Here is a 12,500-nt window from a genome sequence, read left to right on the forward strand (position 1 = left end):
GCTTGCCTTCCAACCAAGCCGCGCGACGCGCGCCACAAATAGCGCCGTAGCTAGCGCGGCTTGGCTGGAAGGCTGCCCGGGGCCCGTTACCCCATCTACGCAATGGAGTGTTTGGCGATGCCTAGGCCTAATGCGCCGCCAGCGACCGCGGATCGCGCACCGGCCATCGTCCCGCTTCCACCAGCGTCACGAACCGCTCGACCGTCTCGTTGAACAGCGCGGGCTCCTCGAGATTGAGCACGTGGCCTGACTTCGGGAACATCGCGAGCCCCGCTGCCGGCAGGTGCTTCTTCAGGAACAGGCTCGCCCCGATGCAGGGATCGTCCTCGTCGCCGCAGACGATCAGCGCCGGCGTGGCGACGTCTTTGATCGTGTCCGTCATCGTGTAGATCGAAGGACGGCCGCCCTGAAAGCCGCGCATCGTGTTCGCCGACCCCTTGGCATCGTGGCGCGCCAGCGCGGCGTAGAAATCGGCATGGCCGCGCGGGTCCTTGACCAGGAAGGGAATCCGGCTCGGCGCCTCGCGCGTGACTTTTGCGACTTCAGCAGAGCCGAGCGTCTCGAATTGCTCGGCATTGGCGCGGCACTGCTTGCGCCAGTTGTCGAGATTCTCGATCTCCGATCCCGAGCCGACGCCGGCCAACGTCATCGACAGCGCGCGCTGCGGGGCGTTCAATCCGATCTGGAGCGACGAATAGGCGCCCATCGACAGGCCGACGAGATGCGCGCGAGCGATCTTGAGATGATCGAGCACCGCGAGCGCGTCTGTATAGAAGTGCGTGTAGGTGTAGACCTCGCCATCAGGCACGTCCGACGGCGTATAGCCGCGCGCAGAATAGGTGATGCAGCGATGGGCGCGCGAAAAATAGCGCATCTGCGGCTCCCAATTGGTGTAGTCGGCCGCGAATTCGTGCAGAAAAATAATCGGCGTTCCCTGACCCGCTTCTTCGAAATAGATGCGGACGTCGTCCCTGGTCGTGGCGTGGGGCATTAACTGTTTCCCTCTCTTCAAACCGCAATTTCGAGGATCGCAGTTAATGCAGTTGTCCGCAATGCGGCAGCGGCAGGCCAGCCTCGACGCAAAATCATCGCAGCAATGCCCAGACGCCCATCTCGCAGCATCGTGCGGTGTCTTGTTCTTGCCACATCCAGCGGCTTAACGGCCTGACGGATGTCGGCCAACGCATGGGCCGATTGGGAAGTGGGGTGTCAACGAAGGATGAAGAATGTTCGAGTTGTTTGCGTCTCGCCTGTCGCGTTGTGTTGTCGCGCTGGCTCTTTTCTTCGCGGCGGTCGCCGCATTCTCCTCTCCGGCGTCGGCACGCCCTCATCGTCATAGCACAGAGCGGCACGCTTACGCGCATCACGCTAGCCGACATCATCATTATCGCCACCATGCGCGCAGCTCGCGCTTCGAGCGCAGCGCGGCGCAGTTGCAGGCCAGCGGCTTCGCCGACACCCAGGCCAGCTACAATCCGAACGCCAACACCGGCGGCATGCCCAATAACGCCAATAACGCTATGAGTGGTGGCGGCTTCGGCGGCGGATCTGGCCTCGTGTCCGAGGCACGCCGCTATGTCGGCGGGAATCCGACCGGGCGCGGCAGCTTGTGGTGCGCGCGCTTCATGAACATGGTGCTTCAGCATACCGGCCATCAGGGCACCGGATCTGACATGGCGAGCTCGTTCGCGCGTTACGGCACGCGCGTCACCGGTCCGCAGGTCGGCGCCATCGCGGTGATGGGACGGCGCGGCGGCGGCCATGTCGGCATCATCACCGGCGTTGACGCCAAGGGCAATCCGATCATGATTTCCGGCAACAACGGCAACCGCGTCCGCGAGGCGCCGGTCTCGCGCGGCCGGATTTATGCGTATGTGATGCCGAATTGAGGTGACGGATGCGTAGGATGGGCAAAGGCGCGACAGCGCCGTGCCCACCATCTCGCAACGCTAACGGAGGTGGTGGGCACTCACACCAATCTCGGCGCTTCCACCGCGATCGCGTCACCGACGCCGATCTCGCCGTCGGCAATCACCTCGGCATAGATGCCGCAGTCCATGTGGCCGAGATTGCGCGAGAGCGTCGGCGGGATTTCGAGGTCGCGCTTGGCGGTCTCGGGATCGACGTTCGTGGCCGCGCAGCGGACGATGCGCTTGACCACCTTCAGCCGGGCCTGACCGATCGCGAGCGTCTGGCCGACGAGATCGAGCTCGGACCAGGCCGGCCAGCCCTGGACATAGAGATTGGCGCGGAAGCGCAAGGGATGCACCGCGGCGCCACCGAGCATGGTCTCGATGGCGCGGACGCTGCCCAGATTGATGATCGAGACGACCTTGCGGGCGACATCGGAAAAGCTGTGGTCGCGGCCGGACAGCAGCTTTGGCGGGCCCCGGAGCTCCGGCTGAAAATTCTCGCTGAAGTAGCCCTCGATGGCGGCGCGCCCGGCCGCGGTCTCCAGATCGCCACTGACGACGACCTGACCGTTCCTGCGGATGGTGAGGAGGTTGGTCGCGTCCTCGAACCGGCTGTCGAGAGAGGCCAGCCGCTCATTGCGCATCAGCATCAAGAACTGGGACTTGGGCTTCCATTCCGGCGCCTCGGGATCGAACCCGCTGGGGCCGTTCTCGATGGCGTAGCGGCGGTCGGCCGGCAGGGTCTGGCCGGTCCGCAAGGCGACGCGGGGCAGCGGCTCCGGTGTCAGGCCCTTCACCGGGTAGCGGTAAAGGCCGGTGATCTCGGCGGTCTGGCTGGCTGTCATTGCACTTGATGTCATGTCGCTTTTTAAGAGATTCGACCGGCCGACGCCAAGCAGGCTGCCGAGCCTGCGAATTTGCTGCGCACGAAATTGTGAAGTCGCCTCTTCCGGACTGAAGGCACGCTTACCACATCTGGGTCAGGCCGGCGCCAGCGCCGGCTGATAACGACCGCTGCCGGTTGAGGAAGGTCAATGCGGCCAGCGGAAACCCAGTGAAGATGCCGTTTGGAGTGCCTTAGAGGGCTCCAGGGGCAGGCCGAGGGAAAGACAACGATATGAACATCGAGAAGTATACCGAACGCTCCAGGGGCTTCATCCAGTCCGCGCAGTCGCTCGCGATGCGCGAGGGGCATCAGCAGTTTTCGACCCTGCACCTTCTGAAAGTCCTGCTGGACGACAATGAAGGGCTGGCTGCCGGTCTGATCGACCGTGCCGGCGGCAATTCCCGTGCAGTTTTGAAGACGACCGAGGAGGCCCTGAACAAGGTGCCGAAGGTCAGCGGGGGCGGTGCCGGACAGATCTATTTAGCGCCCGAGCTCGCCCGCACCTTCGATGCCGCCGAAAAGGCCGGCGAGAAGGCCGGCGACAGCTTTGTCACCGTCGAGCGGCTTCTGCTCGGGCTCGCGCTGGAGAAGACCAGCGAGGCGGGCGCGCTCCTGGCCAAGGGCGGCGTCACCCCGCAGAACCTCAACGCGGCGATCGAGGCGCTACGCAAGGGCCGGACCGCGGACAGCGCCACCGCCGAGAACGCCTACGACGCGCTAAAGAAATATGCCCGCGACCTCACCCAGGCCGCGCGCGACGGCAAGCTCGACCCGGTCATCGGCCGCGACGAGGAGATCCGCCGCACGATCCAGGTGCTCTCGCGCCGGACCAAGAATAACCCCGTGCTGATCGGTGAGCCCGGCGTCGGCAAGACCGCCATCGCCGAGGGTCTCGCGCTGCGCATCGTCAATGGCGACGTGCCGGAAAGCCTCAAGGACAAGAAGCTGCTCTCGCTCGACCTCGGCGCGCTGATTGCGGGTGCGAAATACCGCGGCGAGTTCGAGGAGCGGCTGAAGGCCGTGCTGCAGGAAGTGACGGCGGCCGCAGGCAGCTTCGTCCTGTTCATCGACGAGATGCACACGCTGATCGGCGCCGGCAAGGCCGACGGCGCGATGGACGCCTCCAACCTGCTGAAGCCCGCACTCGCTCGCGGCGAGCTGCACTGCATCGGCGCGACCACGCTCGACGAGTACCAGAAGCACGTCGAAAAGGATGCGGCGCTGGCGCGGCGCTTCCAGCCGATTTTCGTCAGCGAGCCCTCGGTCGAGGACACCATCTCGATCCTGCGCGGGCTCAAGGACAAGTACGAGCAGCATCACGGCGTCCGGATCACCGATTCCGCGCTTGTTGCGTCCGCGACGCTGTCCAACCGCTACATCACTGATCGCTTCCTGCCCGACAAGGCGATCGACCTCATGGACGAAGCCGCCGCGCGGCTGAAGATGCAGGTCGATTCCAAGCCGGAAGAGCTGGATTCGCTCGACCGCGAGATCATCCGGCTCAAGATCGAGCAGGAAGCCCTGAAGAAGGAAACCGATCTCGGCTCCAAGACCCGTCTCGAAGCGCTCGAAAAGGAGCTCGTCGAGCTCGAGGAGAAGTCTGCGGCCCTGACGGCGCGATGGAGTGCGGAGAAGAACAAGCTCTCCAACGCCCAGAAGCTGAAGGCCGAGCTCGATGGCTTGCGCGTCGAGCTTGCCAACGCCCAGCGGCGCGGTGAATTCCAGCGTGCCGGCGAACTGGCCTATGGCCGGATCCCGGAGCTCGAGAAGCAGCTTGCGAATATCGAGGCCAAGGAAAATACAACGCAGAGTTCCGGCGAGATGATGGAAGAGGCGGTCACCGCCAGCCATATCGCGCAGGTGGTCTCGCGCTGGACCGGCGTGCCGGTCGACAAGATGCTGGAAGGCGAGAGGGAAAAGCTCCTGAAGATGGAGGAGCAGCTGGGACAGCGCGTCGTCGGCCAGGCCGAGGCGGTGCGGGCGGTCGCGACGGCTGTGCGCCGATCGCGCGCAGGCCTCCAGGATCCGAACCGGCCGATGGGCTCGTTCATGTTCCTGGGGCCGACCGGCGTCGGCAAGACCGAGCTGACCAAAGCTCTGGCGGAGTATCTGTTCAACGACGAGACCGCGATGGTCCGCCTCGACATGTCCGAATACATGGAGAAGCACTCGGTCTCGCGGCTGATCGGCGCGCCTCCGGGCTATGTCGGCTATGACGAGGGCGGTGCGCTCACGGAAGCGGTGCGGCGCCGGCCTTATCAGGTCGTGCTGTTCGACGAGATCGAGAAGGCGCATCCGGACGTGTTCAACGTCCTGTTGCAGGTGCTGGACGACGGCCGCCTGACCGACGGCCAGGGCCGGACCGTCGATTTCCGCAACACGCTGATCATCATGACCTCGAATCTCGGTTCGGAGTTTCTTGTCAATCAACCGGAGGGCGAAGACACCTCTGCCGTGCGCGAGCAGGTGATGGGAATGGTGCGGGCGCATTTCAGGCCGGAATTCCTGAACCGCGTCGACGAGATCATCCTGTTCCACCGCTTGCAGAAGAGCGAGATGGGCCGGATCGTCGAGATCCAGTTCGGCCGCCTCGAGAGGCTCCTGACCGACCGCAAGATCGTGCTGACGCTCGACGCTGCGGCCCGCGACTGGCTCGCTGCCAAGGGCTGGGATCCCGCCTACGGCGCAAGGCCGCTGAAGCGGGTGATCCAGCGCCACCTCCAGGATCCGCTCGCGGAGATGATCCTGGCCGGCGAGGTCAAGGACGGCGATGCGGTTGCGATCTCGTCCGAAGGCAACGTGCTGACCTTCAACGGCAAGGCGCCGCAGACCGCGGAAATCGCCCAGTTCGACGCGCCGGTGTCGAAGCGCAAGCTGAACTGATCTCCAGCCAGCAATCAACGACAACTGCCGCCCCGGAGCGCCCCTCCGGGGCGGAACTGTTTTTGCGTATGGCTAGCCAGGGTTGGGAGCGGGACCTGCATCTGCGTCCGCTTCACCGTCCTCCTCGAGCTCGGACAGAATGTCCACGATCTCGCGCACCCGGCCCTGCGCCAGTGGCCTCAGATCGTTGATCATCGGCTCGTCGTTGGCGAGCCATGCCTGGGCTTCGGCGAGTTCATCGACCGTCGCGCCGGTTCCAATGACCTCCGCGATGGTGACATCGTCAGCCCCAGGGATCGCCTTGGTGACGTCGTCGCGTGAGAGGCGTCTCATGACACTGCCCTGTGCTTGCCCTGTGCTTGCCGGCGGCCCGCCCGCGCTGGGCGGGCGGAGTGAGTTGGCCTCCGGTTCTCCGGTTCTAACGGCCTGTGGTGAGCCGCGGTGGGTTCTGGGACATGATCCAGAGTTCGATCGCGGCAAGGGCGGCGACCGCTATGCCGACCACCACGTGGATCGTCATTGCCGTCCTGGCGCCCTGGAACCCGAGCACCCAAGGCGCAACCAACGTCCACAGGCCCACGATCAGGTTTAGCCATTCCTCCCACACGGCGAAGGCTGCAAGCGCTGCGACGGCGAGCACCGCAATCGCGATACCTGCGATGTACGCGTTCTGGGAGGCCGCTCCGGCGTCGAAACCGAACATCCAGGGCGAGAAGAACAGGAACGCGCCGAGGATCAGATTTGCGACGTCGCACAATTTTGCGTTCGTCCAACTCTCCATGACATCCTCCTTAAGCCCCATGCAAGTCAGCCCCCATCGCGAATCAACGGGGCTGCGGGCCTGTGAGTTCCAGCGAAACTGAATGAAGGGAAGGGGTCTGAGCGCCTGATACGGCCCGAAGCCGCGCCGATCGTCGGATCCTGGTCAGCCGTTACCGGTTGGTGACCTGGAGCGGCCCGCCGGTCGCGTCCGACATGCGGGCGATGGCGCCGCCGCGGCCGCTCATCATGCCGTCGAGCCGGTCGCGCTCCTTCTCGAAGCCGGCCAGCATCGGGCCTTCCAGCGAGCGGCCACGCGGCAGTTTTACGCGCATCGGATCGACAAAGCGGCCGTTGACCAGGATCTCGTAATGGACGTGCGGGCCGGTCGACATGCCGCTGGAGCCGACGAAGCCGATCACCTGGCCCTGCCGCACCTTCTTGCCGATTTCCATGCCCTTGGCGAAGGCCGACATGTGGCCATAGGCGGTCTCGTAGCCGTTGTTATGCTTGATGCGGATATACTTGCCATAGCCGCCTTCGGGGCCGGCCTTCTCGATCATGCCGTTGCCGGAGGCGAAGATCGGCGTGCCGTAGGCGGTGGCCCAGTCGACGCCGGTGTGCATCTTCACGAAGCCGAGGATCGGATGGCGGCGTCCGCCGAAGCCGGACCGCATGATCGCGTTGTTGACGGGTTTCCTGACCAGGAACTTCTTCGCGCTCTTGCCGGTCTCGTCATAGTAGTCGACGACGCCGTCGTCGGGGCTCTGGTAGCGATAGTATTTCTTGGTCTCGCCGCCGACCGTGAGCGAGGCGAACAGCACGTCGTTCTTTTCGCTTGCGGTCACGCCCTCGTCTTCGCCGGCGTAGAACACGTCGAAGGAATCGCCCGGCTGCACCTTGCGCTGGAAATCGACGTCGTAGGAGTAGATCTTGATCATGTCGTCAATGACCGGCATCGGCACCTTGTTGCGCATCGCGGTCTCGTAGATGCTCTGGTAGAGCCGCACACCGGTGCCGTCGTCATCGTCATCGTCGTCGCTGTTGGCGTTGGCCGCGGCATCAGTGACGGTGTTCATGCTGGAGACGTCGACCGCGACGTATTTGCCGAGATCGGACAGCGCCGCGATCGCCTGGACCATGGTCTCGTTGGCGACGACGACGCGGTAGGGCTGGAGCCTTGCACCGGGGCTGGCAGGGGCCATCAGGATGCGGAGCTTCTCGCCTTCCTTCAGGCCGCCGTCGCGGCCGCGGGGCCCGAGCGTTGCGGTAATCGCCTTGATCTCCTCGGCGGTGGCGCCGAGATCGCGCAGCACGCCAGCGACGCTGTCGCCCTTCTTGACGATGTGGACGCGTTCGCCGTTGGGATTGCCGCCGGTGATCTGCTCCTTGGTCTTGGGCAGCAGCGTGACGTTTTCCGGCACCACGCGCGTCTCGAAGCCGGCATAGGGATCGGACGGCGACACTTCGGTGGCATAGGCCATCTTGATGTCGGACGAGCCGGTCGCGCCGGAGATGTCAGCGGCAGCATTGGCGAGTGAGGCGTAGCGCACCCCGCCATTGCCGCGCCAATTGGCGGCGTCGCGCACCCGCATCAGGATGTCGTCGAGCGCCACCACCGCGGAAATCTTGGCCTTCGGCAGCACCGGCGACAGGTCCTTGGTGACGAAGGAAACTTCCGCATCGGGCTCGACGGCTTCGGGATTGTTCGGATCGTCGGCGGCGGTCTTGGGATCGGCGCCGACGTCGGTCAGCATGCGCTGGGCGTTGAACGGCGGGATCTTCGCCGACAGATCGCTCGTCGTCATCGACAGATTGCCGGCGATCCGGACGAAGGGGCGCACCCGCATCACGTCGCGGTTGCCGACGCGGGCGACGGTGGAGACGCGCACGATGTTGCGCGATGCCGTGGATTCGCTGGGCGGCGGCAGGCGGTCGCTCTTGTGCAGCGTGGCGGCGCGATCGGCCGCGCCGAATGCGCCGCGCAGCGCGCCTTCGACGCGCTCCGGCACCTTGGCGAAGGTCATCTCACCGTCGAGCGAAGCGAAAACGGCGCCGCCGATCAGGGCTGCGCCGCAAAGTCCGGTCAGAATTGTCCCGCTGAACCATTGTACCGAGACGCGGCGGCGATCGATGACGGCGGCCTCAGAACCATCGACGGACAGCGGCGGCTCGTGGCCGAGATCGATGATCCCGGTTTCACGCCCGTAAGCGCCGCGTGACGTCCTGTGGTTCAACCCAAGTCCCCCAATCAACGACCCAAGATGCCTGCTTTCGAACCCTTTCCTGGCCGCCCTCTTGAAGGGGGATCGCCGGAAAAGGCAAGCCGCACAGGCGTCCGCGCTCAGAAAGCCCTGACAAGGGCTTGGCCGAAATTACGAACAGCTGGACGGGTAAAGGTCTCTCGATGTCTCTCGAATGTCGGAAGAAGGCCGCGTCATCTGCAAGATCGCCTTCCTCTGACCGCATGAAAATCGCCGGCAGCCCCCACTGGCACCCCGCGATTCACGTTTGTCTGTACCAGAACGCCGCGGGATTGTGGCTCTAGTACGGCGCCTAATATGGAAAAAGTTTCCTGAAAGCCGGGGACGGGGGGGGCCTCTGGAGAGGGCGCCCAAAGCCGCCTCCGGAGCCCCCTGGGGCGCAAACTTTTTTCGAGTTTTTTTGCCGCGCAGCTTCGGTTGGCCCGCTCCCGTTCCCTCTAACACATTGGAAATACGCGAATTTTTACGACAATCCACCGTGCGACGATTTGTTGACAATGGCCGTTGACAACTCCGAGCGGGGGGGCCTATAACCCGACCACTGAGCGCGGCGCCGCCGGGTCACTGACCAAGGCGAGCGAACGCGCCACTGATGCTCCTCACCTTGTTGAGTGACACAACAGTCGACGTAAGTCGATTGGAGTTCATTCATCGTCGGTAAGGGTGTCGGAACCCTTCCTCTCGGGGAAGGTTGGGGCCTCCGCGGTCCCGGGCTGTTTGACAAGTGAAGATGAAGAAAGAGAAACGTGGACGGCGGAGTCCTTGCGGGTCTCGCATCTGAGAAGCTTCGGCTTTTCTGATCGGGACCGGACGAAAGACTTCGGCGGTACACGTTTTAAGGTTACACCATCGTTGCCAGCGATGTGAATCGCGGGCAGCTCATCGACTTCGGTCGATGAAAAATGGTGGGACCTCGTCAAAACGTTGTGATCAGCCGGTTCAAAGTTCAAGTCCAACTTGAGAGTTTGATCCTGGCTCAGAGCGAACGCTGGCGGCAGGCTTAACACATGCAAGTCGAGCGGGCGTAGCAATACGTCAGCGGCAGACGGGTGAGTAACGCGTGGGAACATACCTTTTGGTTCGGAACAACACAGGGAAACTTGTGCTAATACCGGATAAGCCCTTACGGGGAAAGATTTATCGCCGAAAGATTGGCCCGCGTCTGATTAGCTAGTTGGTGAGGTAATGGCTCACCAAGGCGACGATCAGTAGCTGGTCTGAGAGGATGATCAGCCACATTGGGACTGAGACACGGCCCAAACTCCTACGGGAGGCAGCAGTGGGGAATATTGGACAATGGGGGCAACCCTGATCCAGCCATGCCGCGTGAGTGATGAAGGCCCTAGGGTTGTAAAGCTCTTTTGTGCGGGAAGATAATGACGGTACCGCAAGAATAAGCCCCGGCTAACTTCGTGCCAGCAGCCGCGGTAATACGAAGGGGGCTAGCGTTGCTCGGAATCACTGGGCGTAAAGGGTGCGTAGGCGGGTCTTTAAGTCAGGGGTGAAATCCTGGAGCTCAACTCCAGAACTGCCTTTGATACTGAGGATCTTGAGTTCGGGAGAGGTGAGTGGAACTGCGAGTGTAGAGGTGAAATTCGTAGATATTCGCAAGAACACCAGTGGCGAAGGCGGCTCACTGGCCCGATACTGACGCTGAGGCACGAAAGCGTGGGGAGCAAACAGGATTAGATACCCTGGTAGTCCACGCCGTAAACGATGAATGCCAGCCGTTAGTGGGTTTACTCACTAGTGGCGCAGCTAACGCTTTAAGCATTCCGCCTGGGGAGTACGGTCGCAAGATTAAAACTCAAAGGAATTGACGGGGGCCCGCACAAGCGGTGGAGCATGTGGTTTAATTCGACGCAACGCGCAGAACCTTACCAGCCCTTGACATGTCCAGGACCGGTCGCAGAGATGTGACCTTCTCTTCGGAGCCTGGAACACAGGTGCTGCATGGCTGTCGTCAGCTCGTGTCGTGAGATGTTGGGTTAAGTCCCGCAACGAGCGCAACCCCCGTCCTTAGTTGCTACCATTTAGTTGAGCACTCTAAGGAGACTGCCGGTGATAAGCCGCGAGGAAGGTGGGGATGACGTCAAGTCCTCATGGCCCTTACGGGCTGGGCTACACACGTGCTACAATGGCGGTGACAATGGGACGCTAAGGGGCAACCCTTCGCAAATCTCAAAAAGCCGTCTCAGTTCGGATTGGGCTCTGCAACTCGAGCCCATGAAGTTGGAATCGCTAGTAATCGTGGATCAGCACGCCACGGTGAATACGTTCCCGGGCCTTGTACACACCGCCCGTCACACCATGGGAGTTGGTTTTACCTGAAGACGGTGCGCTAACCCGCAAGGGAGGCAGCCGGCCACGGTAGGGTCAGCGACTGGGGTGAAGTCGTAACAAGGTAGCCGTAGGGGAACCTGCGGCTGGATCACCTCCTTTCTAAGGATGGTTCTTCAGAAGCTTGCTTCTATCGAACCGTTTTAGAAACATCAGTGGCCAACGATCGTCAGGATTGTTGAGCTGCATTGGCGGGATTTCGCCGTCTACGTTTCTCTTTCTTCGCGGACGAACACGCGCTGGGGCTGCAACCTTGCAGAATCCCTGGTCCTTGACTGGATATGCGTTAGGGGCTTGTAGCTCAGTTGGTTAGAGCGCGCGCTTGATAAGCGTGAGGTCGGAAGTTCAAGTCTTCCCAGGCCCACCATTTTCATCGAGTGTGCATTCGTCTTCTGGTTACGGGGCCATAGCTCAGCTGGGAGAGCGCGTGCTTTGCAAGCATGAGGTCGTCGGTTCGATCCCGTCTGGCTCCACCAGATGGTTTGATCACCGACAACTCAACCGTCGTCCGCGAAACATCACTTCGCACTTACTAGTCCGGATGGACAGTGAGCTGCGGGATTTCTGACATCGTAAAGAGGAGATCGATCCGAGTTGGATCGTGCAGAAGATTTCTGCGCGATACTTCATTATCTCCGGATCATTTCGGCGCTCGTGCGTCTTCCAGGGTAGCTCACAAGGCTGCATCTGAGAGATGAGCGAGTTGTAAATGATCCTTTTAGCGAAGCTTGACCGCCTCGCTATCGGAACGATCTTACGAAGCAAGCTGGTCTTTCTAATCATTGTCCGGCTGCAGATAGCGTTCATCGAGGGCGCGTGCCTTAGAGATTTAGGTCTCTTGGCAATTCTGCAGACAACATTCTGCCGAGTGTGTGGACATTGATAATGAGAGCAATCAAGTGCCTTAAGGGTGTTCGGTGGATGCCTTGGCGCTGAGAGGCGATGAAGGACGTGCTACGCTGCGATAAGCCGTGGGGAGCTGCGAAGAAGCTTTGATCCATGGATTTCCGAATGGGGAAACCCACCTTCGATAGCCGGAACTCCAAGACCTTTGTCGAAAGACATTGGTGTGGGGTTCGATCAGAAATGTGAGATGCCTAAGCCTTTAGATTTCGATCGAAGAGGTTTTGGATTTCCGGTTATCAAGAGAAGGTATGAGACTTCTGAATACATAGGAGGTTTCAAGCAAACCCAGGGAACTGAAACATCTAAGTACCTGGAGGAAAGGACATCAACAGAGACTCCGTTAGTAGTGGCGAGCGAACGCGGACCAGGCCAGTGATACATCAAAGACAATCGGAACCAGTCAGGAAAGCTGGGCCTTAGAGGGTGATAGCCCCGTACGAGTAATGCGATGATGTATCCACGAGTAAGGCGGGACACGTGAAATCCTGTCTGAACGCGGGGGGACCACCCTCCAAGCCTAAGTACTCCTCAGCGACCGATAGTGAACCA

At 61.7% G+C, this 12,500-nt stretch carries 7 protein-coding genes, 2 tRNA genes and 2 rRNA genes (1 of these 11 running past the window's edge); 6 read left to right on the forward strand and 5 right to left on the reverse strand.

The window, feature by feature from the left end:
• Window positions 1–127: 127 nt before the first annotated feature.
• Window positions 128–991 (reverse strand): alpha/beta hydrolase, encoded by an 864-nt coding sequence (locus IVA80_RS20915; RefSeq protein ID WP_247434518.1) that lies wholly within the window; start codon window positions 989–991, stop codon window positions 128–130.
• A 235-nt stretch (window positions 992–1,226) separates the two neighbouring features.
• Here IVA80_RS20915 and IVA80_RS20920 point away from each other — a divergent pair, with 235 nt between their 5' ends.
• Complete coding sequence (locus IVA80_RS20920; RefSeq protein ID WP_247434521.1) at window positions 1,227–1,889, forward strand: TIGR02594 family protein; 663 nt, start codon at window positions 1,227–1,229, stop codon at window positions 1,887–1,889.
• A gap of 80 nt (window positions 1,890–1,969) precedes the next feature.
• On the opposite strand, the gene IVA80_RS20925 is transcribed toward IVA80_RS20920, so the two are convergent.
• Window positions 1,970–2,758 (reverse strand): MOSC domain-containing protein, encoded by a 789-nt coding sequence (locus IVA80_RS20925; protein WP_247434697.1) that lies wholly within the window; start codon window positions 2,756–2,758, stop codon window positions 1,970–1,972.
• A gap of 272 nt (window positions 2,759–3,030) precedes the next feature.
• Here IVA80_RS20925 and clpB point away from each other — a divergent pair, with 272 nt between their 5' ends.
• Window positions 3,031–5,682, forward strand: a complete 2,652-nt coding sequence (clpB, locus tag IVA80_RS20930) for an ATP-dependent chaperone ClpB (protein WP_247434524.1) — start codon at window positions 3,031–3,033, stop codon at window positions 5,680–5,682.
• Between the two features lie 72 nt (window positions 5,683–5,754).
• On the opposite strand, the gene IVA80_RS20935 is transcribed toward clpB, so the two are convergent.
• The 3 genes from IVA80_RS20935 to IVA80_RS20945 all read right to left on the reverse strand — a co-directional run bounded on the left by IVA80_RS20935 (window position 5,755) and on the right by IVA80_RS20945 (window position 8,678).
• Window positions 5,755–6,015 (reverse strand): hypothetical protein, encoded by a 261-nt coding sequence (locus IVA80_RS20935; protein WP_247434527.1) that lies wholly within the window; start codon window positions 6,013–6,015, stop codon window positions 5,755–5,757.
• Window positions 6,016–6,100: 85 nt separating this feature from the next.
• Window positions 6,101–6,463: an SPW repeat protein gene (locus IVA80_RS20940; RefSeq protein WP_247434530.1), complete on the reverse strand. Its 363-nt coding sequence runs from the start codon at window positions 6,461–6,463 to the stop codon at window positions 6,101–6,103.
• A gap of 151 nt (window positions 6,464–6,614) precedes the next feature.
• Window positions 6,615–8,678: a M23 family metallopeptidase gene (locus IVA80_RS20945; protein ID WP_247434533.1), complete on the reverse strand. Its 2,064-nt coding sequence runs from the start codon at window positions 8,676–8,678 to the stop codon at window positions 6,615–6,617.
• A 980-nt stretch (window positions 8,679–9,658) separates the two neighbouring features.
• On the opposite strand from IVA80_RS20945, the gene IVA80_RS20950 reads away from it, so the two are divergent.
• The 4 genes from IVA80_RS20950 to IVA80_RS20965 form a co-directional block, all read left to right on the forward strand.
• Window positions 9,659–11,147: ribosomal RNA gene (locus tag IVA80_RS20950) — 16S ribosomal RNA — on the forward strand.
• 188 nt (window positions 11,148–11,335) lie between these two features.
• Window positions 11,336–11,412, forward strand: a tRNA-Ile gene (locus tag IVA80_RS20955).
• Between the two features lie 33 nt (window positions 11,413–11,445).
• Window positions 11,446–11,521: transfer RNA gene (locus tag IVA80_RS20960), tRNA-Ala, on the forward strand.
• A gap of 417 nt (window positions 11,522–11,938) precedes the next feature.
• A 23S ribosomal RNA gene (locus IVA80_RS20965) occupies window positions 11,939–12,500 on the forward strand (it continues 2,311 nt past the right edge of the window).
• The 16S and 23S rRNA genes sit together here with 2 tRNA genes alongside, the layout of an rRNA operon.

This window comes from Bradyrhizobium sp. 139, from assembly GCF_023074175.1.
In the GTDB taxonomy this organism is placed as follows: Bacteria; Pseudomonadota; Alphaproteobacteria; order Rhizobiales; family Xanthobacteraceae; genus Bradyrhizobium.